Below are 23,391 nucleotides of genomic sequence, written 5' to 3'. Positions count from 1 at the left end.
GGGGCGGCGCCGGCCCCAGCCCCCCCCGGGGGAACAGAACATTGTCCCCCGACACCTCGCCGACATCGGCGCCATCCGCACCCGCTGGCAGCACGCCACCGGACCGGTCCCGCCACAGCGACCGCGCCCCGCGCCCACCACCCGCGCCGGCCCGCCGACCACCACGGCCGCACGCGCCGCACGCGCCGCACGCGCAACCTGATAGCACCCCGCATACGCCGGTGGCCGGACACAATGGCGCGGCCACCGGCACAGGAGACGAGTCCGCAACGTGACCACCGCACTGCCACTCGACGCTGACGTCCGCCTCGAAACCCACCCCACTCATCACAGCGCCGTCATTGCCGTCCTGACGGGCTCCCAGGCCCGCATCGCCCACCTGGGCCTGGAGGCGGCCGACTGGACCGTCGTCGCCGAGAACGCCCTGGTCCTGGTCCTGGTCCGCATCGACCACGAGGAGCCCTACTGGGCCGAGGACGCAGCCAAGCACCTGGCCGCCGAGGGGATAGCCGTCGAGACCCCCCCCCTCGACTCCGGGAAGCCATGGACGAGGAATGGACCTGGGCCAACCACCCAATGCCCTGGTGCACCCACAGCGAGATCCGCGAGGTCTCCAACGAGGCCCAGAAGATCCACGACGAGATCCGCCACGGCCAGCTCCTCATCCACGCCCACGCCGAGGACGGGCAAACACCACCGTCGCGGTCGGCACCTAACCTCAGCGGCAACGGCAAGTCCATTTACCCCCACGGCGAGGACCACCCGCGGCAAGTCACCGACACCTTCGACTCGCCCGCCCAAGCCCAGCTCGCCTTCGGAAAAGGCACCCTGCCGACATGCGCCCCGGCCCTGCACCCCTGACCGACACCGAACGCGCTGCCGCCGAAGCCCGCACCCAAGGCTGCTCTGCTGCGGCAGGCGGCTCAGGTGCCGACAAGCGAGGCACAACGGCGAGGACTGCGCCGGAGGACCGACTGTCAGACCTGGTCGGCGCCGGCCCGCTTACGCGCACGATAGTTGCGCAGGTTGGCCGCGTTGCCGCAGACGTGGACGTCGTGCCAGACGCCGCTGTTGTTGCGCGAGCGGTCGTAGAAGGCAACCAGGCAGCGCGTGTTTCGGCACGACTTCAGGCGGCGCAGGGTGTCGGTGCACTGCGCCTGGTAGACCTCGATGAGGGCGAGTGACGCCGCCTGCCGCCATCCCGTGCCTCGGGGCTCGGCGTGGATGGCCCCGTGCTCGTCGAGCCGCAGTGCGGTGGGCAAGGTCATCAGTGAAGCCGCCGGGCCGGGCTCCGTCGCCGAGTCACCGAGCTGGGCGTGGAGGCTCTGACCCAGGTCATGACGGAAGTCGCGCAGGCCCTGCACGTCCTCGGCTGTCAGTTCGATGCCGGGTGCGGGCCGGTGGGTCACACCACTCCAGCTCTTCAATGCCTGGTCAAGCCAAGCACGGGCGCCCTCAGCGGTCTGCAGAAGGTCGGGCTCCCGGGGCTTGCCGGCGGACAGTGTGTTGAGCAGGTCCTGCACGAAGGCCAGCCCGCCCGTGGCGGGCTCCAGGCCGTATCGGGCTGTCGCAGTCCAGGACATTCGCGGATCTCTTTCGGTGACGGCAGCTACAGCAACATGCCCATAGCCTATTTACTTATTACGTCTGAAAGTGTAACTCTCCGAATGACGAGTGCCGGCTTCCCGAAGTTCCGCGCAGGGCCCGATGGGTTCGCCCATGCAGGCCCGGCCGGTCAGCCCTTGGCGGACCTCGCCGAGCCCCATAGTGCACCCTCGTTGACTCGGCCAGGATGCAGTTCCAACATGCCGCGATAGAGGTCGAGAGTGGTCGTGGTCCGCTCTGCGACCGCCTCGAAGTCGTGGATGTAGCGCCGGGTCTCCGCGATTGTCCTCGGGTCGTCCGGACGATCGGGGTTCTTGTGTCCCGCGACCACCGCTTCCGGCTCCAATGCGGCGATGGTGTCGAGCGCGTCCAGCCAGGCTCGGCGGCCCTCGGCAGGCGATTCCGCGAGGTAGAGGTGAACATCGTTGTAGACGGCGTCTCCGGCCACGACCAGGCCGATCGACGGCACGTGCAGACAGGTGGTGTCATCGGTGTCCGTGTGCCCGAGTCCCACGACGACGAGGTCGCGGCCCTCCAGCTCCAGCCGATCTCCGGCCAGCGGCTCCGCGGCCACGAGCCTGTCCGGGATCTGGCCGGGGAAGCGCTTGTCCCAGAACGACGCGACGAACTCCGGCGCCATCTGCTTCTTCATCTGCTCCACCACCGCCGGCGTCGCCACCGCGCGCGCCTCCGGGAAGCGTTCGAGAAGGGTGCCCAGCCCGAACCAGTGGTCACCGTGCCCGTGGGTCACGAAGACCGTGGTGAGGTTCATGCCGCTCGCCGCAACCCAGTCGGCCAGCCGGTCGGCCTGCTCGGCGGTCATCAGCGCGTCGACCAGCACCGCGTCGCGCTCGCCTGTGATCAGTGTGGCCGTGATGGGCGACCACATGCGCCGGGGCACGTCGGGTGGCAGGTCCGCGATCTCAGTGGGGATCGACGGCGCCACGTGGACACTCCAGCTCAGTTGCGCTCCGGGCATGATCGCTTCCTTGGGACTCAGAGGCAGCCACGAGAGAGCTGTAACCGATCAGCCATGTCGATACCTGTGAATGCTGCCTGGCCTGTCGTACTTCTCCAGCCGAAAGTAACTCGACTCAGCGACAGAGTCAATACACGTATGATTATGTCGTATGGTCGTCGTTGTGTAGGCATTGAATTCCGTTGCGCAAGCGGTCCGCCGCAGCAGGTAGGTGACCAGACGACCGCGCGGGCCGCACGTCGCCCCTCAGGGAGGAGTCATCATGACCGCATCCGCGCCCAGCTCTCTGGAGTACGAGACCTTCGTTTCAGACGGCACACCCCGGACCGGCGAGGAACGCCTGCCGGACGGTGACCGGCTCGTTTCCTCGCCGCTGACCTCGACGCTGATCTTCGGGGAAGAGGACGCCGTCCTGGTCGATCCGCCTTTCACCCGTGAACAGACCGAACAGGTCGGTGACTGGGTCGAGCGGTCCGGCAGGCGCCTGACCCACATCTACTCCACCCACGGGCACGGCGATCACTGGTTCGGCACCGCGGAACTCGTGAAGCGCTTCCCCGGCGTCACCGTCTACGCGACCCGCGGCACCATCGAGGTCATGCACCAGCAGGCCACCGACGGCCGCGAACAGATGTGGGACAAGCGCTTCCCCGGCCTGATTCCCGACAGCCCGGTTCTGGCCCAGCCCATTCCCGCCGACGGCTTCCAGCTGGAGCGCAACCTCATCCAGGCCGTCGAGGTCGGGCACACGGACACCGACGAGACGTCCGTCCTGCACGTACCGTCCATCGGCCTCATAGTGGCCGGCGACGTCGCCTACAACGGGGTGCACCAGTACATCCTCGAAGGCGGCAACGGCGGCCTGCAGAAATGGCTTGCGGCCATCGATCGCGTCGCCGCGCTCGAGCCGCGCACGGTTGTGGCCGGCCACAAGAACAAAGATCTACCGGACGATCCCGCCATTCTCAACAGAACCCGGCAGTACCTGTTGGACGCCATCCGGCTGCTCGACGAAAACCCGACTGCCCGCGAGTTCTTCGACCGGATGACAGGGCTCTACCCGGATCTCCTCAACCCGGGTCCGGTGTGGTACGGAGCGGTCGGGCTACTGGGAAAGTGACCAGGAGAAGCCGTGGTGGCGACAGTGCAGCGGCTGACACGAACGGTGCCAGCACCTTGCAGCCGTCCGGACCCCTGGAAACAGCGCGTACGCCTCGCCGCGCTCCGTCGGGCAGATCAAGATTCAGCTCGTCTAGGAAGCTCGCCGCGATGGAGACGTCGCCGGTCACCCGAGTATCTTCACGCAACGGAATCCGGGTGGTCGACCAGGCCAGGAAGTCGAAGGTCGATGACCCGTCACGGCAGCTTCAGGAGAGGGGGCCGTGCCGCTGCTCCCCATCGCGCGGCGATGTGGCAGCCGAACTACCGCCCGGTCGCGGCCATCTGAGGCCATGGACCGCGCGCGGGCACCGGGCCCGCCCCGCCCGGCCGGGTCGCGCCCCTGCCAGCTGGCAGCCATCCTGAGGGGGGTACCGGCCACCCGCGACCGGGGCAGGAGCTGCCAAAAGAGCGCCGCCCAGCACGTTATAGGCAGGCGTCGCCGACCGAGGCGTCCTGCCGGGCCGCCGCCTTCCGCCGCGGCATGCAGCTGATGCCCCCTGCGCAAGGGGATTATTTCTGGTCCTGTGCACCGCCTGGTCCCGTGCGGACCAGACACGTTCGCTCCGACTGCGGGGCGTCCGGGGTGAAGGGCACCCAGCGCGCGACGATGATGCCGTGTCCGCGGCAGGCCATGCGGCGGGCTGCGGACCGCGAGACGTGGAAGGCGGCGTTCGAATTTCCCCGCCCCGCTTTGCAGAAGCCCGATTGCCTTTTCTCGGAGGAATTTCAGATGACCACGCGTACCGGCGTCATCGACCACGCCGCCCGGCGGCTTGTCGTGGGGCTCCCCACTCCCTACGACGCGGCCCGCGAGCACTACGAAACCCTCGTCCCCGAGGCCGATCTCGGCCGCTTCTACGACATGACCTCCTGGCGGGCCACGCTCGAACTGGCCGAGATCAACGCTCCGCACGGCTTCATGCGCTATTACCGCAGCGACATCACCGCTGTGATGACCGGATCGGCGTCCTGCTGGAAGGCCACCCAGTACCTCATGGGCAACCACACCATCGCCGAACGCATGTACCGCCACGACCCATCGGTCATGCTCCACGCCCCCCTGCGGACCCTCCTGTACAGCGACCTCGACGGCGACACGAAACTGGCCATCGACCAGCCGAGCCTGCTGTTCGCCAGCTACGGTGACCCGCGCATCACCGACGTCGGCCGCGAACTCGACGCCCACCTCGCCCGGCTGGTCACCCTGCTCGGCGGCGAGGTGCCCTCGCAACTGGCCCTGTGACAGTTCCGGACGGTCGACATGCCGCGAGCGCGATGGGGCCCAGCAGTTGTTGACGGCCCGTCTCCCCCTCGGCACCGGGGTGTACGCGGTTCTCAAGGTCGGTTGTGCTGCGCCAGCTCACGGTGCCCCACATGACGTCCTCGTCGCCGACGGCGGTGTTTACGGCGCACAGCGCGCAGCCTGGTGCGTCTGTCATGAGCTTCGCGGCTTCGAGCAGGATCTCGGCCAGGGCGTCGCGCTGCCCTGCTGCGCTCGGAACTTCCCGTACAAGCCTGTCTTGCCCATGGTTCTACCCGGTGGCGCGGCGGAACGTGTTCCGGAAACCCGGCCTCCGCTCCCGGCGTGACCCCGCCCGCTGGCGGGATCGCCGCACCGCGGCGGGCCGCTCCACGGGTTCCGGAAGCACTCGCCCTAGGTCAGGCGAGGCGGGCGCCCTCGATGCGGTTTTGGTGCAGGCGCAGGTGCATGGTGACCAGATCGAGCAGTGGAACGGTGAGACCGAGCCGGTGGGCGCGCAGGACCAGGTCTCCGTAGATGTGCTCGGTCTCGGCGCTGCGGTTGCCCGTCACATCGCGGTACAGGGACGAGGTGAGCGGCGAGCCCGCCTCGGTCACGGTCGCCAGCGTCTGCTGCAGGGCCGGTGCGGGCACGGGGTAGCCGGCCGCGGCGGCGACGGAGGCGCACTCGTCGACCACTTGCCGGGCGAACGCCGTCCCGCCGGGAACGGCCGCGATCTCGCCGACCGAGCCGCGCATGAGGCAGGTCACCGCGCCGAGAGCGGCGATGAAAACCCACTTGGCCCACATCTCCGCGTCGATGTCGCCGGACAGGCCTGTCGTGAACCCGGCACCGCTGAGCACGCGGTGCACCTCGTCCAGCCGCGCCGGGGCGGTGTTGCGGCGAGCTCCGTAGCGCAGGTCCTGCAGGGGCGGACGATGTCCCCTTGGGCGTCGAGGGTGGTCGCCACCTTCGACACGCCGCCCAGGACGGCCTGGTCGCCGAAGCGTGCGGCCAGGACGTCGACGTGCCGGACCCCGTTGAGGACGGGGACGACGAGGGAGTGCGGACCGACCGCGGCCGCCATGTCGTCGACGGCCCGCTCAAGCCCGGTGGCCTTGACCGCCAGCAGGACGACGTCGTAGGGGGCGTCGATGTCCCCGGCCCGAATCACGCGGGGACGCAGGACGGTCTCCTCGTCCAGGCCGGTGATCCGCAGCCCGCGCCGCTCCAGAAGCTGCGCGCGCCCGGCCCGCACCAGGAAGGTCACGTCCCGGCCTGCCCGCGCGAGCCGGCCCCCGAAGTATCCGCCCGTCGCGCCGGCGCCCACCACCAGGATTCTCATCGGCCAACTCCTCTCTGGGCGTCGCCACAGCGGGCGCCGCAGCACTTTCGCCAGAGGCAAGCACGATACAGCTATGTTCCGACAGGCCCCCATCGTGAGGGAGGGTGCCGTAATGTCCCACTTGCGCAACATAGTCAAAAGCCATACGCTTATTTCAAACGGGAGCTCGAGATGCAGCGCCCCCTCTCTCCGGCGCCACCCATGAGCCGCTCTCCCGGCAGTGGTCGTACGGCGTGCAGCGCTGTTCCCATGCCGCGTTCCCACCGATGGAGGTCTGACGATGATCATTGACGCTGCAGAACTCGACGCCGCCCACGCGTACAAACTGCTGATCGGAAGCATCATTCCGCGCGCCGTGGCCTGGGTCAGCACGGTGTCGACCGAGGGCGTGGCCAATCTCGCGCCCATCTCCTTCTTCACCGCCGTCGGCAGGAAGCCGCCCATGGTCTCGATCACCCTGCAGCCGCAGGCGGACGGCGTCACGCTGAAGGACACCTTCATCAACATCCGTGACACCGGCGAGTTCGTCACCAACCTGGTGACGCTGCCGCAGGCCGACGCCATGCACGGTTCGGCCTACGGGTTCGAGCCGGACGTGGACGAGTTCGAGGCGCTCGACCTGGGCAAGGAGCCGTCCGAGGTCGTGCGCGCACCCCGGGTCAAGGACGCGCCGATCTCCTTCGAGTGCGTCGTCGACCGGATCATCCCCGTCGGGGACGACATGGTCGACCACGTGGTGTGGGGCCGGGTGGTGCGCTTCCACGTCCGGGACGACCTCTACCTGGAGCGGGGCCGGATCGACACCGCCGCCCTCCCGGCCGTGGGACGCCTGGCCGCCGAGTACACGCTGGTCGAGAACGTCTTCACCACCCCCCTGGACAAGGACCTGCTCGAAGCCCGGCACGACCGGCGGATGCAGCGCCTGGACGGACGGCCCGCCGACTGGTCCCCGATCAACACCAAGGAATGGTCCCCCTCGGGCGAAGTCAGGGTCGCCCCCGGAAAGTGAGCACGGCGATGAGGACAGAGCGGATCGGAACGAGCGATGTGCGGTTCCGGCGGCAGGGCGAGGGAGACTTCGCTGTGGTGTTCGTCCACGGCTTCCTGGACGACCAGTACGTCTGGGACGGCCTGATCGGCGAACTCACCACCCCTGGCATCGAATGCGTCACCCTCGACCTGGCCGGGAGCGGGGACCGCACGCAGGCGAGCGGGCCGTTCACCTACGACCGATTCGCCGACGAGGTGGGCGCCGCGGCCGACACCCTCGGCAAGCCCTTCGTGATCGTCGGGCAGAGCCTGGGATCGGCGGTGGCCGAGCTGGTGGCCGCACAGCGCCCCGACCGGGCTCTCGGTCTGGTCCTGGTCACCCCGGTCCCGCTGGCCGGCACCCGGCAGCCCGACGAGGTGATGGACACCTTCCGTTCCCTGGGCGGTGACGGCGACGCGCAGCGCGCGGTCAGGACGCAGCTGTCGGCCGCGCTGGCGGAGGCGGACCTCGACCGGCTGGTGGTGAGCGGCACGCGGATGCGTCCCGAGACCGTGCGGGAGGCCGCCGACTGCTGGAACAACGGGCACCCGGCGGGCGAGCAGCCCAGCCGGTACGCCGGGCCCGTGCTCATCGTGCGCGGCGAGGACGACGGCTTCGTCACCGACGAGTCGGTCGCCCAGGGGGTCGCGCCGCGGTTCGCCGCGCCCGAGACGGTGGCGGTCGGCCAGGCCGGGCACTGGGCCCACCTGGAGCAGCCGGCCCGCGTCGCGGGCCACCTCGACCACTTCCTGGCCCGCGCGCTGCCCGCCGTGCAGGTGTCGGCCTGGACCAACGCCTTCGAGGAGAAGTCGGCCAACGCGTTCAGCGACGCTTTCGCCGCGGACGTGACGCTGGAGGCGAGCGCCCTCACCCGCACGGTCGAGGGCCGCGACCAGGTCAAGAACGTGATGGCAGCGGCGAGCACGATCTACGACTCGCTCGTCTTCACCCAGGAGACCGTCAGCGGGGAGCGCTCCTACCTGGAGTGGCGGGCCACTGCGTTCGGCGGCACGCAGATCGACGGCGTGACGATCCTGACGAAGAACGCGGACGGGCAGATCGTCCGGGCCGCCATCCATCACCGGCCGCTCGGCGTCGTCCACCGGTTCTCCGCCGAACTGGGCCGCAGGCTGAACGGCGTGCTCGACGCCGAGTACTTCCACCGGGGCTGAGCCCCCGTTTCCGCCATTCCGGCCAGGGCCCGGCCCCGGTCGCACCGAGGAGGTTGTTCAATGGTCCAGCGCAAGGATGTCGCATTCGACGCCGACGGCGGGGTCACGCTGCGCGGCTGGCTCTTCCTGCCGGACGGTCCCGGCCCCCACCCGGCGATCACCATGGCCCACGGCTACGCCGGGGTCAGGGACCACGGCCTGGAGCCCTTCGCGCGGGCCTTCGCCGAGGCGGGCTTCGTCGTCCTGCTGCACGACCACCGCAACTTCGGCGCCAGCGACGGCCTTCCCCGGCAGGACATCGACCCCTGGCGGCAGATCGCCGACTGGCGCCGCGCCATCTCCTACCTGGAGAGCCGGCCCGAGGTCGACGCCGGCCGGATCGGCCTGTGGGGCACCAGCTATGCCGGCGGCCACGCGATCGTGCTGGGCGCCACCGACCGCCGACTGCGCGCCGTGGTCTCCCAGGTGCCGACCATCAGCGGCTTCGAGCAGGGGCGGCGCCGCATCGCGCCGGAAGCGGTCACGAAGCTGGAGGCGGCCTTCGACGAGGACGAGCGCGCGCAGGCCCGCGGCGAGGCCCCCCGCACCCAGGCCGTCGTCGGCGACGACCCGGCCGTGCCCGCCTCCTACCGCACGCAGGAAGCCATCGACTTCTACCTCCAGCCCGTACCGGAGGGCGTGTGGAGCAACGAGGTCACGGTCCGCTCCAACCGGCTGGCCCGCATGTACGAGCCCGGGACCTGGGTCACTCGGGTCTCCCCCACGCCGCTGCTCATGGTGGTCGCCGCGAACGACACCGTGACCCTCACCGACACGGGGCTCGCGGCCTTCGAGCAGGCCCTGGAGCCCAAGCGGCTGCAGTTGATCCCCGGCGGCCACTTCGACCCGTACACCACCGAGTTCGACCAGGCGAGCACCGGCGCCCTCGACTGGTTCCGCCGGCACCTCTCCTGACGAGCGCCCCCGACAGACTGCAAGGACGAACCATGCCCCATCTGACCTACTCCATCGACGATGGCCTCGCCACGCTGGTCCTGACCAACCCGCCGCAGAACCGCATCGACCCGCAGATGGCCACCGACCTCGCCGAAGCGCTGGAGGCGATCGGCCACAGCGACGCCCGCGCGGTACTGGTGCGCGCCGAGGGCCCGGACTTCAGCTTCGGCGGCGACATCGTCGACTGGCCGGATGCGGACGTACGTGAACTGCGGGCCCTCTTCGAGCGTTACATGCAGGTCTTCAACCAGCTCGAGCGGCTCCCGCTGCCGGTGGTCGCCGCCGTCCACGGGCTGTGCTTCGGCGGCGGTCTGGAACTCGCGCTCCGCGCCGACGTGATCTTCGCCGGCGAGACGGCCCGCTTCGGCCACCCCGAGCAGACCCTGGGCATCGTCACCCTGCTCGGCGGGATCTACCGGGTCGCCGAGCGTGCGGGCCGGGCACGCGCCGCGGAATGGGCACTCACCTCCGAGCAGGTGCCCGCCAGGGTCATGGCCGACGCCGGTGTCGTCAACCGGGTCGTCGCCGACGACACCCTGCTGGCCGAGGCCACCGCCTTCGCTCGCAAGGTGGCCAAGGGACCCACCCGCGCCTACGCCGCACACAAGGCCCTGCTGCGCGCCTGGGCCGTCGGAGGCGTCTCCGCCGCGGACGAGGCGATGTTCGACATCGCCATGCCGCTGTTCGAAACCGACGACGTCAACAAGGGCCTCGCCTCCGCCGTCAAGGCCTTCAAGGCAAAGCAGCCCCGGCCCGCCGTCGACTTCCAGGGCCACTGACCGTCCCCGGGCCCACCCCCACCACCACAGAAAACCGCAGGACCCCTCTCCCAGGCACCACGCCCCCCGGCCGGCACCCGCCGATGAATGACGAATGTCCGTTGCACGGCACACACCGTGACCGGGCCCCCATGACCGGCACCGTGGCCCGGCAGTGCGGCCGCCACGGCCCGGGCCGGGCCGTGGCGGCCGCAAGGCCCCCGGCACCACGGCACTCGGCGCCGGCACGACAGTGCACGGCGCCGGCCCGCCGCCGCGGGCGCCTGCCCGTCCCGTACGGCACCAGCCCGGGGGAACGGACCTCCACCGCAGCCCTCGCGTTTGCCTGCCCAGGGCAGGCAGGCGCGACGCGCACGAAGGAACAGCAGTCATGAACGCAGAAAGCGCCACGTCAGCCGAGCACCGCGAAGCCGTCGGCCGGGACAGCGAGCCGGTCTTCGCGCTGCACCGCCGCGGCAAGATGGCGATCACGTCGACCGTGCCGCTGCGCGACAGCGACGACCTGTCCCTGGCCTACACCCCCGGCGTCGCCGAGGTGTGCACCGCGATCGCCGAGCAGCCCGAACTCGTCCACGACTACACCTGGGTCTCCCACACCGTCGCGGTCGTCACCGACGGCTCCGCCGTGCTCGGCCTGGGCAACATCGGGCCGCAGGCCTCGCTGCCAGTCATGGAAGGCAAAGCGGTCCTGTTCAAGCGGTTCGGCGCCGTGGACGCGGTCCCCGTCGCACTGGCCACCACCGACGTGGACGAGATCGTAGAGACGGTGGCCCGCCTCGCCCCCTCCTTCGGCGGCATCAACCTCGAGGACATCTCCGCCCCCCGGTGCTTCGAGATCGAACGCAGGCTCCAGGAACGCCTCGACATCCCCGTCTTCCACGACGACCAGCACGGCACGGCCATCGTCACCCTGGCCGCCCTGCGCAACGCCGCCCGGCTCACCGGCCGCGACCTCGCCGACCTGCGCGCGGTCATCTCCGGCGCCGGCGCGGCCGGCGTCGCCATCGCCAAGATCCTCATAGAGGCGGGCATCGGGGACATCGCCGTCGCGGACCGGGCCGGCATCATCCACCGCGGCCGTACCGACCTGACCGACGTCAAGCGCGACCTCGCGGTCACCACCAACCGGGCCGGACTCGCCGGCACCCTGCAGGACGCCCTCGCCGGCGCCGACGTCTTCATCGGTGTCTCCGGCGGCACGGTCCCCGAAACCGCCGTCGCCGCCATGGCCAAGGGAGCGTTCGTCTTCGCCATGGCCAACCCCACCCCGGAAATCCACCCCGACATCGCCCGCAACTACGCGGCCGTCGTGGCCACCGGCCGCAGCGACCACCCCAACCAGATCAACAACGTCCTCGCGTTCCCCGGCATCTTCGCCGGAGCCCTCCGCGTCCGCGCCGGCCGCATCACCCCCGGTATGAAACTCGCCGCTGCCGATGCCCTCGCCTCCGTGGTCGCCGACGAACTGCGCCCCGACCACATCATCCCCTCCCCCTTCGACCCGCGAGTGGCCCCCGCGGTCGCCGAGGCCGTCGCCACCGCCGCCCGGCTCGACGGGGTGACCCGGCGGTGAGCCACTCAGCGGTGTCACCGCGAACGGTCCCACTGTCGTCGATCCACCACCAGTCATGGAGAAACCCGGAGTGCATCCCCAGCCCCACCCCCCGCATCACAGGCGCCGCCGTCCCATCCGCATCTGGCTGCAGCCGTTCCTGATCGGCCTGGTCGTCGTCTCGGCGTTCGTCAGCTGCTACGTCGGACTCATGCGCGACCCCCAGCCCCACCGGATCCCCGTGGCGGTCACGGGACCGCAGCTGGCGAACAAGGTCCAGCAGGCCCTGGGCGACTCGATCGACGTCCGGCGCGCCGACTCCACCACCGAGGCACTCGATGCGCTGCGCCACCGCGACATCGTGGCCGTGCTCGGCACCGGCCCTCACGGCAAAGACCTCAAACTCGACGTCGCGAGCGCGAACGGCCTGTCCACGACCACCGCGGTCACCAAACTCGTCACGGCCTACGCACACGGCGCCGACCAGCACCTCAGCGTCTCCGACATCGTGCCGCTCGACCGGTATGACGCCCGGGGCTTGGCCGGTTTCTACGTCTCCTTCGGGGTGACCCTCTCCGGCTTCGCCCTCGCCCAGAGCGTCGTGGGACTCAGCAGCCTGCTCCACCTGCGGCACCGTTTCACCCTGATGGCCGTCTTTGCCGCGGCGTCGGGCCTTGTCGCGGCCGCCATCGCCGGCCCCATCCTCGGCGCCGTCCCCGCACCGTATCTGCCCCTCGCCTTCGTCCTGGCCCTGCTGGCCGCCGCCGCAGCCTTCACCACGAAAATGCTGGCCACCTATGTCGGCTCCCTCGGTATCCCCCTCGCCACCCTGCTGCTGCTGACCGTCGGCAACTCCACCAGCGGCGCGACCGTCGGTGCCGACCTGATGCCCAGCGGAGCCCGGACCGTGTCGGCACTGCTGCCCCCCGGCGCCGCCGTCCGCGCCATAGCCGACCTCAGCTACTTCCAGAGCTCCCACGTCCTCGCCCCGCTGGCGACACTTATCCTGTGGGCCGCGGGTTCCGCGGTCCTGCTGGCCTTCCGCACCACCGAACAACGCCCGGCCGCCCCCGCACCGCCCCAGCCCCAGACCGCCCCGGCCCCGCACCTGTCCGCCGATGACCGCTCCACACCGCACAGGGCCGCAACCGACGGCACGACAGGGCGCCCGACGTTCACCGTGCCGCAGAAATCGCCCGACGCAATCACTGAAAGTTCCGTCTGACTGCGACGGCCGACCGATGGACAGCTACCAGGAGGACGCCACGGCACCACCAGCGCGGACGTCGCTGTGCGGGCCGACAGCGAAGCTACTGAGGCCGGGCGGATCGACCCACGCGCCCCCGGTGATCCCGTCCGGCAGGCAGGTGCCGCTTTGGTGTCGTGAGCATCCTCGCGATGCCGTTTCTCTTCTTCGGCGAGGGTCACCGGGGGTATCCGTGCCAGATAGGGCTTGAGCGGGTCGTGTTGGGTTGGACGAACGCTTTCAGTGAGGCTTTCAGTGCTGGGCACAGCCACTCGCTCGCGGGAGCCACGCTTCTGCGGTTGCGGGCCTGGTCCCACGCGTCACGCGACGAACATCACAGACCGTCATCTATTTCTGGCCAGAGCTCCGATGAACGAAGAACCGAGGTCATGGCCAACCACTGCTGCGAGGCGATGAGCAGCCGCGTCAACGTGCCCTGCGACCAGCACGACGACCCCTTCGCCTGCCCGGACGTGCTGATCAAATTCAGCGCCAAGTTCCAGGAGTACGGCCTGATCATCCATGACGGCGGCACATCGAGCATCACCATCGAGTTCTGCCCCTCGTGCGGCCGACTTCTCCCCGAGTCGCAACGGGACCGGTGGTTCGACGAACTGGAACGCCGCCGGATCGATCCGGGGAAGGACGAGGTCCCTGCCTAGTTCCAGGACGGTCGCTGGCTGGCCTCGCTTCCTCAGGAATGACGGATCAACAGCACCTCTAGGCACTTTCCATCTGTCACCGGCCGCTCGACACGCTGGCGGGCTGAGTCCCGAGCCGGCTGTCGGGTGGGGAACTCGAGTTGCCGCACTCCGAGGGAGCCCTGGCAGCGCGGGAAGCACGCGCACCCCCACGCCGCTCGTCCAAGGTGCGGCCCTCTTGGTCGGGACCGCACCTCGGAAGCGTGGTCATCACGGGCCCGGTGACCGGGCCGTGGCTGCCGCTCAGGCGCGACTCGGGGCCACGGTACAGCGCAGGTACGGCTTGAGCGTGCGGTACCCGGGGAAGCGTTCGGCGGCTTCGGCATCGCCGACCGCCGGCGTGATGATGACATCCTCACCGTCGCGCCAGTCAGCAGGCGTAGCGACCTTGTACTCCGCCGTGAGCTGGAGCGAGTCGATGACGCGAAGGATCTCGGCGAAGTTCCGGCCCGTGCTGGCCGGATAGGTGAGCGTCAGCTTGATCCGCTTGTCCGGGCCGATTACAAACACGGAACGCACCGTCGAGGTGTCCGAGGCGTTGGGGTGAATCATCCCGTACAGCTCAGAAACCGCGCGGTCCACATCCGCGATCATCGGAAACTCGACGCTGTGGCCCTGCGTCTCAGCAATGTCCGCCGCCCACGCCCTGTGGTCGTCGGCGCTGTCCACGGACACCGCCGCCACCCTCGTGTTCCGCCGCGCGAACTCCTGGGCGAGCGCGGCAACGGCGCCCAGCTCCGTCGTGCAGACAGGTGTGAAGTCCGCAGGGTGGTAGAAGAGAACCCCCCAGCTGTCACCCAGCCAGTCGTAGAAGCGGATCTCCCCGTCTGCCGTCGGAGCGGTGAAGTCGGGGGCGACGTCTCCAAGTTGCAGCGCCATTGTCCCACCGCCGCAGGCGGCACTCGCTGACGCGGCCGGACAAGAAGGCGAGGCTGGGGCCCCGGACTTGACCGGCCGCGACTTCCACACCGACGGGCGACGGCTGACTCCGCCTCGTCTGCCGGCGGGACCTGGCCACCGGCGAGGTCGCCGGCCACGCGACGGCCGACCACAGCTGCGTCACCCTTCTCATCGACGCTCTGCGGTTTGCCGTGGGACGCGGCCGGCTCCCGCCCGCTCGCCGGCACAGCGCATTCGGAGCGCGGCAGCGCGTACCCGTCCAGTCAATTTCAGTGGGAGACAGGCGAAGAGGAGATCGGTACCCCGGCATGTCCGGACCGGTCCACCGCCCACGCCGACGGCGCGGTCTTCGGCGGCTGCCTCACCCCAATCGAGTGGGCAGAGGCAAGCTCAGTGCTGAGGGGATTGGGAGAGGGCAGCTTTGAGCTGCCTGGTGGGCTCGTCAGCGAGGACTTCGGCATGGCCGGCGGCAATCGCTTGCATGGTCTGCTCTGCCACCTCGGCCGCGGTGATCTTGGGTTCGTCGATTTGGGCACTGAGGTCGGTGTCGACGAAACCTGCGTGGACACCCACCACCAGGGTTCCCTGCTCCCGCAGGCCTTGGCGCAGGGAGTCGGTGAGTGACCACTGGGCTGCCTTGGAGGCTGCGTATCCGGGGAAGTCGGGCCGCCCGGTCCAGGAGGTCATGGAGAGCATGTTGACCAGCGCGCCGCCGCCGTGGCGCTGCAGGATCGGGGCGAAGGCCCTGCAGACGGCCCACGTACCGAAGTAGTTGACTTCCATGGCCAGGCGTGCGCCGTCGAAGGAACCCTCCAGGAGGCCGGTGTCACCGCTTGCGGTACCCGCATTGTTGATGACGATGGTCACGTCATCTGCGCTCGCCGCGGCAGCGGCAACGTCCTCGGGGTTGGTGACGTCCAGGCGCAGTGGGATGAGATCCGCGCCGGTCACGGTTGCCGGGTCCCGGGCGCCGGCGTAGACCTTGGCTGCTCCATGTTCGATTAGTGCGTGAACGAATGCGCGCCCGATTCCGCGGTTGGCTCCCGTTACCAGGGCAACCGAACCCTTGATGTCCATGGTGCTTCCTTTGCCACCTGCACGCCTTCTTCGGGTAGGCAGGTCGATAAGGGTGATTGCGCGTCCGGACCGACCTGTGGCGCTCATTGCGAGGGAGCTGCTGCACGATCGCGGCTGGACACAGCGCCTGGTTGGACGGTAATCAGGGTCCCTTGTCAGCCTATGCGACGGGCGCCCCGCGGGCACCATGACATACCCCGGGTCCTGCATCTACATCGAGCAGCTCAGGATGCAACGTGACGGGCTGCGCCGTAGGGTCGATTTGTGCACTGACTCAGGGCGATGTCAGCAATCCCCGCTCGCTGAAGCGAGAGGCTAGCCCGCGCGAGGAAAGGCCGTACGAGGTCTCACCCCACCCACGTTCGGGCACGACGCGGCCAGGACGGCCACGTCCGGTCATCTGGTCCGAGTCACCTGGTGGGGGCGGTGGCGTTAGCTGGCTGCGAGCTGTGGTTGCCCGGCCCTGCCGGCCTGTCTGGTTGCCCGTACGGGGTGAGCTTGGATCCAGAAGCGACCGAGACGGAAGAGTTGATTGATCATGTCGACCAGCGACATCGCGTTGACCGCTCCGAACCAGTTCGTCGAGGGTTCCAACGGGATCACCTACGCCTACCGGCGGTTCGGCACTCCCTCCCCCGGCGTGCCTCCGCTGGTGATGCTGCAGCACTTCCGCGGCAACCTGGACAACTGGGACCCCCTGCTGCTCGGCGCCCTCGCCGCCCACCGCGAGGTCATCCCGGTCGACAACGCCGGTGTCGGCCTGTCATCCGGGACAGTGCCGCCCACCATCACCGGGATGGCCCGCGACGCCATCACCTTCATCGAGGCACTCGGGCTGTCCAGGATCGACCTGTTCGGGTTCTCCATCGGCGGGATGGTCGCCCAGGAACTCACCCTGATCCGTCCCCAGCTCGTCCGCCGGCTCGTGCTGGCCGGCACCGGGCCGCGCAGCGGCGTGCTGATGCATGGCTGGATCAACGACGTCCAGGCCCTCGCCAATGTCGCCGACAATCATCCCGAGGATCTGCTGTCCCTGTTCTTCGAAGTCACCCCGACCAGCCAGCAAAAGGGCCGGGAGTTCCTGGAGCGGCGCGCCTCACGTACCGAGGACCGGGACAAGCCCGCCGGTCTGCAGGCCCGCGACGCCCAGATGGACGCCATCACCGAATGGGGCATCCCCGACCCGTCCCAGTTGGACCGGCTGGCTGGGATCACCCAGCCGGTTCTGGTCGCCAACGGTGACAACGACATCATGATCCCGACGCCGAACTCCTGGCTATTGGCCAAGCACCTGCCCAACGCACGCGTCAGGATCTACCCCGACTCCGGACACGGCTTCCTCTGGCAGTGGCCCGAGGAATTCGCCGCACTGGTCCACAGTTTCCTGTCCGGTGCCGGCGAGGAAAAGGCCCCATGATGGACATGACCAGCCAGGTGCACAGGCAGCGGCGAGCGTCGCACGCGGCGGCGACCGCCGGGCTGCGGGTGCTGCTGTGGTGGCTCGGGCACGGGCTGGTGCTGGCGGCGCGGTTCAGCGCAGCGCTCCGGTCCCAGATCACGCGTAGTCTCACAGTGGAGTTCTCCGCCGACGACGGTCCCGCACGGCACTGGGACTTCGACGGTCAGCGGCGCCGCGTCTCCACCTCGGCGGGCAGGGCCGCAGCGCCCGACTTCGCGGTCCGCTTCCCCGGCAGCGGTCACGCGCTTCGTGACCTGTTGTCGCGCGATGCGATCGACGCCATCATGCGTGATCGCATCGAGGGAACCGTCCGCGTCGAGGGCAACCATCTGCTCCTGATGTGGTTCCGCGGTCTGCTCCGGAAAGTGGTGCCCATCGGCGGGGCCGGTCGTTCCCGGCGGGCCCTCCCGGGCGCGTACGTGGCGCACGACCCGGCAGCGAACGGTGTCGAGAAGATCATCATCGAGCCGGCCGTACGGCAACTGGATCCACAGTGGACTGGAGCCTGGAACGCGCGGGCCAAGCTGTGGATCGTCCGCGGGACCAATGGGGAACCGCTGCGGGAGCCATGATGAGCGCCCGCGCCATGACACCTCAGGAGGCAACGCCCGCTCCCGCGTTGAACGACCGCTCTCTGGGCTGGCTGCGGTTCATATGGGACAAGGCGACTACCCCGGACGACTGGAGCGACCAGGGCGAACCTCTCCCGTGGTGGGACCGCTACACCGCGCCGCCCATGTGCTCGTTCCCCCGGTTCGACGTGCACAACATGGCTTACGTCCTCCCGGTCATGCTCGAGGCAACCCCGGCATGGCGGGAGGTCTACACCCGCATCTCGGACGAACTCGTCCGCCGCTACACCTCGTTCTGGGGCGCGGTCGACTGGTGCACGCTGATCGGTCCCGATCCCGGTGCGGACCGATATCCCCCCGCGTGGCAGGCATTCATCCCCGAACCGCTGCGCGGCCGCTACCCGGTACCGGGGTGGACCGGAAACGGGATCGAACCATGGGGACTGCAGCCCGACCCGGTCGGCGCCGACGGGAACGTCTTCTACCGGGGCTGGCTGAACCTGGTCCTCGGCATACGCCGCTATGTCTCGGGAGAGGCCACTGAGCATCAACCGATCGAGATCACCGGTTACCAGAGCCGCCAGTTCACGTGGACTCACGCGCGGATCGCGGAATTCATCTCCGCCCAGTTCCGCAGCCGCCCGCAGGGGCCGCACTGCGAGAACACCAAGATCTGGCCGTTCTGCGTCAGCGCCACCGGACTCGGGCTCAAACTCTACGACGCGCAGCTCGGAACCACCCTGAGTGAGCCGGTCCCGCGCTGGTTCGACTACCTCCGCCGGCACTACATGAGCCTGACCCGCTCCGGCGAGCTGCGCACCTTCGCGCTCTACTACGACCCGGTGGAGCAACGCCTCCACTCGCTGCCCGGACCCTCCGTGGCCCACGGGGTGTTTCCCTGCCTGCTGTACATGTACCCGCAGGACCGCGAGTTCTCTCTGCGGATCTACGAGCTGGCGATGCGGCGACTCGGCTGGTCCGACCCGAATCTCCCGCTGAGCAGGCTCCGGGCCGACCCCAACCACGTCAGCACGGCCATGTGGATGGCACATGAGGTGAAGGACACCGCCACCGAGGATCGCCTCCGGGACTACATCGAGAGCACATACCAGCCCCGGTTCTTCGGCGAGGAGAACGACCGATTCGGATTCTGGTTCGGCTACGACTCCACCTGGCCCCGCGGGCAGGTCAACGCCACCCTGATGCTCGCCGAGTGCGGCAGCCCGGGAGCGTGGTGGCGGATCTTCAACGAACCCCTGCTCGCTTCGGCGTCAGAACCGCAACTCCGCGGCGTCGACTACCCCAACATCAGCATCCGGCGCGCCCAGAACGACATGGCCCAACGCGTCCTCAACATCGAGACCGCGGCCCCAGCACCCTCTCAGCGAGGAAAACCCACCAGTTTCACCATCGATCAGCTGCCCAGTCCCGCTGAGGTTTCGGTCACCGTCGACAACCAGGACTCGGCCGGCTGGCACGTCACCAGTGGCGATTCCATCCGGCTCGACCTCGACATCGATGACCATCAGATCCGGGTCGCCTTCCCGAGTGGCAGCTCCCAGCAAAGCAGTCCCCGCACATGAAAGGTGCCTCCATGACGTCCGCATCCGCGTGGGCAGCCCCGCTCATCGAACTGCTCGGCCTCGCACACCCGCCAGTCGCGATCACCTTCGGCACACAGCCCGCCACCTCCAGCGACAGGAGTCTCCCCGCCCAGCCCGCAGGCTGCTGCTTCTGGGAACCAGCCCAGCGGCAATCCCTCCACACGCGTGCCGCGGACCACGCCAACTGCAGCGCGGGAAGCTACACACACGGTCTGATCGACATGGCCACCGCCGCGTCCGGAGTGGACAGCGCCGCCCTGATCAGCAGTGGATGGATCACCCCAGCGGACTTCGACCTCGTCGCACGCCTGCCCTTCCGGCCGGCGTCGATCCGCTACGAACCGCTCACGGCCGCGACCAGCCCGGACGTCGTACTCGTCCGGCTCTCGCCTTCCTCGCTCATGACACTCCAGGGCGCGTGCCCGGACCTGCGGCTCGCCACCAAGCCACAATGCCAGATCATTCCGCTGGCCTACGACGGCCGGATCTCGGTCAGCCCTGGATGCGCGGTCAGCCGCGCCCGTACCGGCCTTCCCGCGCAGGAGATGACCTGCGCGCTGCCCGCCGCGAGCCTGCCCGCGGTCATCGACCGCCTGCGGCAGGCCGTTGCCGCCGACCAGACTGCCGCCAGCTACGCCGCCGCCGACCGCCGGCGCTTCGCCACGCTCGACTGACCGGCCCCGCCCACGGTTGGTCCGCCTCCGGGACGGTACCGCTCGGCCTCGTCAGCGCGACCGGGTACTGCAGTTTCGGTGACATCGTCAGCTTTCGAGTCCCTGGCCCTCCCAGTCGACGCGCACGTTGGGGGCGGCGTGGGATGGCAGACCCGACACGCTACGCAACGCTGCGGTGAGCACTTCGGGATCGAACCTTCCGGACTATCGCACCCGAGGGGATAGGACAATCACCATGGACTCTCAGCCCGGCGAGCAGTGAATGGCGATCCTCACCCGCTCCCGCGGACGACTTCACATCCGCCTTCACTGACGACTTCGAACTCACGCTGTCGACCACCCACAGCACCTTCGTGGGACCGAAGGACGTGGAGACTGTGGGTGCGTACGGGATGGCTGACACGAACGGGAGAATCAAAGCATGAGGGCAATCCGCTTCGCTCAATATGGGAGCCGACGTCGGTTCTTCGTGTGGAAGAAGTGCCTGTTCCTGAACCTGAGGCAGGGCAGGTAAGGGTTCGTATCCCCTGTGATAGGGGAAACCGGAACCCAGATTTTCAAGGCGCTACATGAGGATGGTCGCATGCTGGTCTACGGCTCACTCACGGGAGAGCCGATCCGCATAGGCGAGGATCCGCGGTATGTCCTGGCAGGACGCCGCATTTTGGAAGTTTTTTGGCTCGGCTACTGGTTGCTTAGACTCAATGACTCAGAGCGAAAGCAGTTGGGTCAGGACATTATTGAGCTTATGCGCGAGGGAATCCTCAAGACCTCTCCCGGGCGTAAGTACTCGCTCGAAGAGATCCATGATGCCGTTACTCAAGCAGAGCAGACGGGCAGAAAAGGCAAGGTATACCTTGTTCCGTGAAAGCAGTAGCAGATCCTATCCCCGCGCCGTTCCTGAGGTGTGGGGAACCGGCCGTGGATCGTGGATGACCAACTGCGGGACCTGATTGAGCCGTTGCTGCCGCCCCGGCCGTAGAAGGCTCCCGGACCGAAGCCGGTGGAGGACACCGTCCGACCGCGCGGTGATCCGATGCGCTCGAACCCAACCCGGGGCACCGGCGCAGGTCTCTCGCACGAACATGTGAGGGGCGCGGCGCACTGCGGTTGAGGAAGGCGGCGGCTACCGCTGCTCGAGTTGCCGAGCCACCGTCTCCAGCAACTCGTCGGAGAGCGCGGGGTCGGCGACGGCCCTGGCGAGGAGGGTGGCGCCGACGAGGGCGCTGAGGGTGAGCATGGCCTCGGCGCGGGACTCCTCGGAGCCGTCGCCGCCGAATCGGGTGAGATAGCCGCGCACCCGCTTCTCGTACGCCTCCTTGAGGGAATCGTCGCCTCGCCCGGCGGCAGCGCCGAGGGTGACCAGGGCGCAGCCGGTGCCGGGGGAATCGCGATGCTCCCTGGAGAGGTAGGTGTCGATGAGGCCGGTGCGCCGGTCCTCCTCACTCATCCCCGCGAGGTCCTCGATCTGCGCCGAGCCCTCGCTCAGGGCGGCCGTCGCGGCCTGGGCGATCAGGTCCTCACGGGAGGCGAAGTGCTTGTAGAAGCCGCCGTGGGTCAGCCCCGCCTCCTGCATGATCTCGGCGACACTCGCATGACCAGGCACCCCGACACGCTTTCAGAGGAAGACGCGCGCCACCTCCAGCCACTTCTGAGCGTCCTTGCCGGTCGCCGTCATGTTGGTCTCGGACCAGGGGCGACGCCGGGTGACACACAGGCAGAAGTCGATAGCGCCGCCCTGTACCCGTTGCGCGGCAGCCTCGGGGCCCCACACCCAGGTCCGTCCGTCAGGTGCTGTCAGCTCGACGCGGAAGGGGTCCGCCGGCTCAGGCAGTCCGACGGCGGCGAAGGACAGCGCCCGTCCCAACACCCCCAGCGACGCCACGTGCTGCAGTCGATCCGTCGGGCGGTGCGCCACGCCCACAGCATCGAAGACGTCCTGCCCGTGTGCCCAGGTTTCCATCAGACGAAGGGGCGCCATCAGGGCCGGGGTCACCTTCGACATGTACCAGGGGTATGCGTGGTCCCATGGCGTGTCGCGCAGTGCCGCCGCCAGTTCCGCTCGACCGGCCCGCCACTCGTCCAGGAGTACCGACCGCGGTTTGGCCGCTCCCGCGGCGGCGGCCTTGTCTGCGTACCCGCTGCCTTCGGCTTCCGCCCGCCTGAGCTCGGCGCCGAACGCGTCCGGAGTGCGTAAGGCGCTGAGTGCGTTCGCGTCCGCCCACGCGAGGTGGGCTATCTGGTGGGCGACCGTCCAGCCCGGTGCCGGTGTCGGTATGGACCAGTCGTCCACTGCCCTGACCAGGACGTCGAGCTCGTCGCCCTCAGCCACCAGCGCGGACAGGACACCGGCGTCATCTACATCGGGGACGGCGAGGTTGTAGTTCAACATGTGCGCCATGGTGCCACTCCTTCCTGACCAACGGCGGAGACGAAATGTGCGGGCAGACTCCGATGTCGCCGGAGTCTGCCCACTCGGTGGTGGGGCCCGAGGCACCACGGGACCACCGTGCTTCCTCGACGGCGGCGCAAAGCGTGTCGGGCTGGCTGGTTATGCGAGACAAGTGACGGTTGCGATCTGCTCTCCAGGCACGGCGACGGCCCCGGAATGATCACGTGGTGTGTGCCAGTGTGACAACTCCGAGGCCGTCAGCGGTCCATGCTGTCCGTCCAGCCTGACCGATGAGATGTGGGAGGTCATCCGGCCACTCCTTCCCGTGCGTAACCTGCGGAAAGGCGGCGGGGTGCGTAAGTACGGAGACCGATTGGTGCTCGACTCGATCTTCTACGTACTGCGCTCGGGCTGCCAGTGGCGGATGCTCCCGCGCGACCTGATGCCTTGGGACGCGGCGCACCGCTGGTTCACCAAGTGGCGCCGGGACGGCAGCTGGGACCGCATCCACGATGAGCTACGCCGCCAGCTCCGGATCGGGGCCGGACGCGACCCTGAGCCGTCGGCCGCCGTGATCGACGCCCAGTCGATCAAGACCAGCGAGGGCGGCGAGGCGAGTTGATTCGATGCGGGGAAGCGAACGACAGGGCGGAAGAGGCACGTGATCGTCGACACGATGGGCCTGCTGCTGGTCGTCGCGGTCACTTCCGCGTCCGTGTAGGACCGCGCGGGGTGCCGCACCGTCCTGGCCCGGCTCGCGGCTGCCGCACGGTCAGCCTGGTGTGGGCCGACGGCGGATACGCCAACTCCGTTAGAGGGCGTCTGAAAAGCCGGTCAGCGGGGCATACGGGCAGGTAGCGGGGTGGTGGCGCACTTTCGGGGGCTGGGGTGGGCGAGCCGCGCTCCC

General features: G+C 68.9%; 24 protein-coding genes and 1 pseudogene. 17 read left to right on the top strand and 8 right to left on the bottom strand.

The genetic code is table 11. The features are described 5' to 3' along the window. Window positions 1-202 (top strand): annotated as a pseudogene (locus ACFZDJ_RS54540) (hypothetical protein); the annotation flags it as partial. A gap of 341 nt (window positions 203-543) precedes the next feature. Then, on the top strand, window positions 544-861 hold the full coding sequence (locus tag ACFZDJ_RS54535) for a hypothetical protein (protein WP_391070723.1): 318 nt from the start codon (window positions 544-546) through the stop codon (window positions 859-861). A 116-nt stretch (window positions 862-977) separates the two neighbouring features. Here ACFZDJ_RS54535 and ACFZDJ_RS54530 read toward each other — a convergent pair whose 3' ends face one another. After that, complete coding sequence (locus tag ACFZDJ_RS54530; protein WP_391070721.1) at window positions 978-1,583, bottom strand: CGNR zinc finger domain-containing protein; 606 nt, start codon at window positions 1,581-1,583, stop codon at window positions 978-980. 152 nt (window positions 1,584-1,735) lie between these two features. Next, complete coding sequence (locus ACFZDJ_RS54525) at window positions 1,736-2,584, bottom strand: MBL fold metallo-hydrolase (protein ID WP_391070719.1); 849 nt, start codon at window positions 2,582-2,584, stop codon at window positions 1,736-1,738. Between the two features lie 262 nt (window positions 2,585-2,846). Here ACFZDJ_RS54525 and ACFZDJ_RS54520 point away from each other — a divergent pair, with 262 nt between their 5' ends. Continuing rightward, window positions 2,847-3,704 carry an MBL fold metallo-hydrolase gene (locus ACFZDJ_RS54520; protein ID WP_391070717.1) on the top strand — a complete coding sequence of 286 codons (858 nt, stop codon included), beginning with the start codon at window positions 2,847-2,849 and terminating at the stop codon, window positions 3,702-3,704. Window positions 3,705-4,475: 771 nt separating this feature from the next. Continuing rightward, window positions 4,476-4,988, top strand: coding sequence for a DUF302 domain-containing protein (locus tag ACFZDJ_RS54515; protein WP_390941609.1), 513 nt, complete (start codon window positions 4,476-4,478; stop codon window positions 4,986-4,988). Between the two features lie 416 nt (window positions 4,989-5,404). On the opposite strand, the gene ACFZDJ_RS54510 is transcribed toward ACFZDJ_RS54515, so the two are convergent. Together ACFZDJ_RS54510 and ACFZDJ_RS54505 are read right to left on the bottom strand one after the other, a co-directional pair. Beyond that, window positions 5,405-5,794, bottom strand: coding sequence for a ketopantoate reductase C-terminal domain-containing protein (locus tag ACFZDJ_RS54510; protein WP_391070716.1), 390 nt, complete (start codon window positions 5,792-5,794; stop codon window positions 5,405-5,407). Next, a complete protein-coding gene (locus ACFZDJ_RS54505) occupies window positions 5,752-6,330 on the bottom strand; it encodes a 2-dehydropantoate 2-reductase N-terminal domain-containing protein (RefSeq protein ID WP_391070714.1) in 579 nt (192 codons plus the stop codon). Before ACFZDJ_RS54505 ends, ACFZDJ_RS54510 begins: the two co-directional genes overlap by 43 nt. 280 nt (window positions 6,331-6,610) lie before the next feature. Here ACFZDJ_RS54505 and ACFZDJ_RS54500 point away from each other — a divergent pair, with 280 nt between their 5' ends. From ACFZDJ_RS54500 to ACFZDJ_RS54470, 7 genes are all read left to right on the top strand, one after another. Then, the gene (locus ACFZDJ_RS54500; protein ID WP_390941603.1) at window positions 6,611-7,339 is read left to right on the top strand and encodes a flavin reductase; all 729 of its coding nucleotides are present in this window, start codon (window positions 6,611-6,613) and stop codon (window positions 7,337-7,339) included. 8 nt (window positions 7,340-7,347) lie between these two features. Next, window positions 7,348-8,532 (top strand): alpha/beta fold hydrolase, encoded by a 1,185-nt coding sequence (locus ACFZDJ_RS54495; RefSeq protein ID WP_391070713.1) that lies wholly within the window; start codon window positions 7,348-7,350, stop codon window positions 8,530-8,532. Window positions 8,533-8,592: 60 nt separating this feature from the next. Beyond that, window positions 8,593-9,486: an alpha/beta fold hydrolase gene (locus ACFZDJ_RS54490; RefSeq protein WP_391070711.1), complete on the top strand. Its 894-nt coding sequence runs from the start codon at window positions 8,593-8,595 to the stop codon at window positions 9,484-9,486. A 32-nt stretch (window positions 9,487-9,518) separates the two neighbouring features. Next, a complete protein-coding gene (locus ACFZDJ_RS54485) occupies window positions 9,519-10,307 on the top strand; it encodes an enoyl-CoA hydratase-related protein (protein ID WP_391070709.1) in 789 nt (262 codons plus the stop codon). A 370-nt stretch (window positions 10,308-10,677) separates the two neighbouring features. Beyond that, on the top strand, window positions 10,678-11,880 hold the full coding sequence (locus ACFZDJ_RS54480; protein ID WP_391070707.1) for a malic enzyme-like NAD(P)-binding protein: 1,203 nt from the start codon (window positions 10,678-10,680) through the stop codon (window positions 11,878-11,880). 55 nt (window positions 11,881-11,935) lie between these two features. Further along, the gene (locus ACFZDJ_RS54475; RefSeq protein WP_391070705.1) at window positions 11,936-13,084 is read left to right on the top strand and encodes a hypothetical protein; all 1,149 of its coding nucleotides are present in this window, start codon (window positions 11,936-11,938) and stop codon (window positions 13,082-13,084) included. A 410-nt stretch (window positions 13,085-13,494) separates the two neighbouring features. Next, window positions 13,495-13,767 (top strand): DUF6980 family protein, encoded by a 273-nt coding sequence (locus ACFZDJ_RS54470; RefSeq protein WP_391070703.1) that lies wholly within the window; start codon window positions 13,495-13,497, stop codon window positions 13,765-13,767. A 282-nt stretch (window positions 13,768-14,049) separates the two neighbouring features. Here the strand turns inward: ACFZDJ_RS54470 and ACFZDJ_RS54465 are convergent, their stop codons facing one another. Beyond that, window positions 14,050-14,685, bottom strand: coding sequence for a redoxin domain-containing protein (locus tag ACFZDJ_RS54465; protein ID WP_391070701.1), 636 nt, complete (start codon window positions 14,683-14,685; stop codon window positions 14,050-14,052). 411 nt (window positions 14,686-15,096) lie between these two features. Beyond that, a complete protein-coding gene (locus ACFZDJ_RS54460) occupies window positions 15,097-15,783 on the bottom strand; it encodes an SDR family oxidoreductase (RefSeq protein WP_390941587.1) in 687 nt (228 codons plus the stop codon). A 538-nt stretch (window positions 15,784-16,321) separates the two neighbouring features. On the opposite strand from ACFZDJ_RS54460, the gene ACFZDJ_RS54455 reads away from it, so the two are divergent. The 5 genes from ACFZDJ_RS54455 to ACFZDJ_RS54435 all read left to right on the top strand — a co-directional run bounded on the left by ACFZDJ_RS54455 (window position 16,322) and on the right by ACFZDJ_RS54435 (window position 20,960). After that, entirely contained in the window at window positions 16,322-17,200 is an 879-nt protein-coding gene (locus ACFZDJ_RS54455; protein ID WP_391070699.1) for an alpha/beta fold hydrolase, read from the top strand. Further along, window positions 17,197-17,814, top strand: a complete 618-nt coding sequence (locus ACFZDJ_RS54450; RefSeq protein ID WP_391070698.1) for a hypothetical protein — start codon at window positions 17,197-17,199, stop codon at window positions 17,812-17,814. The genes ACFZDJ_RS54455 and ACFZDJ_RS54450 overlap by 4 nt, the downstream gene beginning before the upstream one ends. Window positions 17,815-17,828: 14 nt before the next feature. Beyond that, window positions 17,829-19,397: a hypothetical protein gene (locus ACFZDJ_RS54445; protein ID WP_391070696.1), complete on the top strand. Its 1,569-nt coding sequence runs from the start codon at window positions 17,829-17,831 to the stop codon at window positions 19,395-19,397. Between the two features lie 11 nt (window positions 19,398-19,408). Beyond that, entirely contained in the window at window positions 19,409-20,092 is a 684-nt protein-coding gene (locus ACFZDJ_RS54440; RefSeq protein ID WP_391070695.1) for a DUF169 domain-containing protein, read from the top strand. 529 nt (window positions 20,093-20,621) lie between these two features. After that, on the top strand, window positions 20,622-20,960 hold the full coding sequence (locus ACFZDJ_RS54435) for a zinc-binding dehydrogenase (RefSeq protein ID WP_391070693.1): 339 nt from the start codon (window positions 20,622-20,624) through the stop codon (window positions 20,958-20,960). 258 nt (window positions 20,961-21,218) lie between these two features. Here the strand turns inward: ACFZDJ_RS54435 and ACFZDJ_RS54430 are convergent, their stop codons facing one another. Together ACFZDJ_RS54430 and ACFZDJ_RS54425 are read right to left on the bottom strand one after the other, a co-directional pair. Next, on the bottom strand, window positions 21,219-21,698 hold the full coding sequence (locus ACFZDJ_RS54430) for a TetR family transcriptional regulator (RefSeq protein WP_391070691.1): 480 nt from the start codon (window positions 21,696-21,698) through the stop codon (window positions 21,219-21,221). Between the two features lie 12 nt (window positions 21,699-21,710). Beyond that, window positions 21,711-22,493, bottom strand: coding sequence for a TIGR03084 family metal-binding protein (locus ACFZDJ_RS54425; protein ID WP_391070690.1), 783 nt, complete (start codon window positions 22,491-22,493; stop codon window positions 21,711-21,713). A 286-nt stretch (window positions 22,494-22,779) separates the two neighbouring features. On the opposite strand from ACFZDJ_RS54425, the gene ACFZDJ_RS54420 reads away from it, so the two are divergent. Then, window positions 22,780-23,106, top strand: coding sequence for a transposase (locus ACFZDJ_RS54420; RefSeq protein WP_391070688.1), 327 nt, complete (start codon window positions 22,780-22,782; stop codon window positions 23,104-23,106). The last annotated feature ends 285 nt before the right edge of the window (window positions 23,107-23,391 follow it).

Origin of the sequence: Streptomyces sp. NPDC007896, assembly GCF_042959425.1 — a bacterium.
GTDB lineage: Bacteria > Actinomycetota > Actinomycetes > Streptomycetales > Streptomycetaceae > Streptomyces.
The sequence above is the reverse complement of the archived record's forward strand: the minus strand, read 5'-3'. Positions and strand labels throughout refer to the sequence as shown.

Bases quoted from the DNA above. Each gene is read 5' to 3' on its own strand.
- ACFZDJ_RS54420 (WP_391070688.1), top strand. From the start codon at position 22,780: ATGTGGGAGGTCATCCGGCCACTCCTTCCCGTGCGTAACCTGCGGAAA.
- ACFZDJ_RS54535 (WP_391070723.1), top strand. From the start codon at position 544: ATGGACGAGGAATGGACCTGGGCCAACCACCCAATGCCCTGGTGCACC.
- ACFZDJ_RS54505 (WP_391070714.1), bottom strand. From the start codon at position 6,330: ATGAGAATCCTGGTGGTGGGCGCCGGCGCGACGGGCGGATACTTCGGG.
- ACFZDJ_RS54525 (WP_391070719.1), bottom strand. From the start codon at position 2,584: ATGCCCGGAGCGCAACTGAGCTGGAGTGTCCACGTGGCGCCGTCGATC.
- ACFZDJ_RS54530 (WP_391070721.1), bottom strand. From the start codon at position 1,583: ATGTCCTGGACTGCGACAGCCCGATACGGCCTGGAGCCCGCCACGGGC.
- ACFZDJ_RS54425 (WP_391070690.1), bottom strand. From the start codon at position 22,493: ATGGCGCACATGTTGAACTACAACCTCGCCGTCCCCGATGTAGATGAC.
- ACFZDJ_RS54485 (WP_391070709.1), top strand. From the start codon at position 9,519: ATGCCCCATCTGACCTACTCCATCGACGATGGCCTCGCCACGCTGGTC.
- ACFZDJ_RS54480 (WP_391070707.1), top strand. From the start codon at position 10,678: ATGAACGCAGAAAGCGCCACGTCAGCCGAGCACCGCGAAGCCGTCGGC.
- ACFZDJ_RS54475 (WP_391070705.1), top strand. From the start codon at position 11,936: ATGGAGAAACCCGGAGTGCATCCCCAGCCCCACCCCCCGCATCACAGG.
- ACFZDJ_RS54520 (WP_391070717.1), top strand. From the start codon at position 2,847: ATGACCGCATCCGCGCCCAGCTCTCTGGAGTACGAGACCTTCGTTTCA.
- ACFZDJ_RS54510 (WP_391070716.1), bottom strand. From the start codon at position 5,794: ATGTGGGCCAAGTGGGTTTTCATCGCCGCTCTCGGCGCGGTGACCTGC.
- ACFZDJ_RS54460 (WP_390941587.1), bottom strand. From the start codon at position 15,783: ATGGACATCAAGGGTTCGGTTGCCCTGGTAACGGGAGCCAACCGCGGA.
- ACFZDJ_RS54450 (WP_391070698.1), top strand. From the start codon at position 17,197: ATGATGGACATGACCAGCCAGGTGCACAGGCAGCGGCGAGCGTCGCAC.
- ACFZDJ_RS54490 (WP_391070711.1), top strand. From the start codon at position 8,593: ATGGTCCAGCGCAAGGATGTCGCATTCGACGCCGACGGCGGGGTCACG.
- ACFZDJ_RS54500 (WP_390941603.1), top strand. From the start codon at position 6,611: ATGATCATTGACGCTGCAGAACTCGACGCCGCCCACGCGTACAAACTG.
- ACFZDJ_RS54440 (WP_391070695.1), top strand. From the start codon at position 19,409: ATGACGTCCGCATCCGCGTGGGCAGCCCCGCTCATCGAACTGCTCGGC.
- ACFZDJ_RS54470 (WP_391070703.1), top strand. From the start codon at position 13,495: ATGGCCAACCACTGCTGCGAGGCGATGAGCAGCCGCGTCAACGTGCCC.
- ACFZDJ_RS54455 (WP_391070699.1), top strand. From the start codon at position 16,322: ATGTCGACCAGCGACATCGCGTTGACCGCTCCGAACCAGTTCGTCGAG.
- ACFZDJ_RS54445 (WP_391070696.1), top strand. From the start codon at position 17,829: ATGACACCTCAGGAGGCAACGCCCGCTCCCGCGTTGAACGACCGCTCT.
- ACFZDJ_RS54465 (WP_391070701.1), bottom strand. From the start codon at position 14,685: ATGGCGCTGCAACTTGGAGACGTCGCCCCCGACTTCACCGCTCCGACG.
- ACFZDJ_RS54515 (WP_390941609.1), top strand. From the start codon at position 4,476: ATGACCACGCGTACCGGCGTCATCGACCACGCCGCCCGGCGGCTTGTC.
- ACFZDJ_RS54495 (WP_391070713.1), top strand. From the start codon at position 7,348: ATGAGGACAGAGCGGATCGGAACGAGCGATGTGCGGTTCCGGCGGCAG.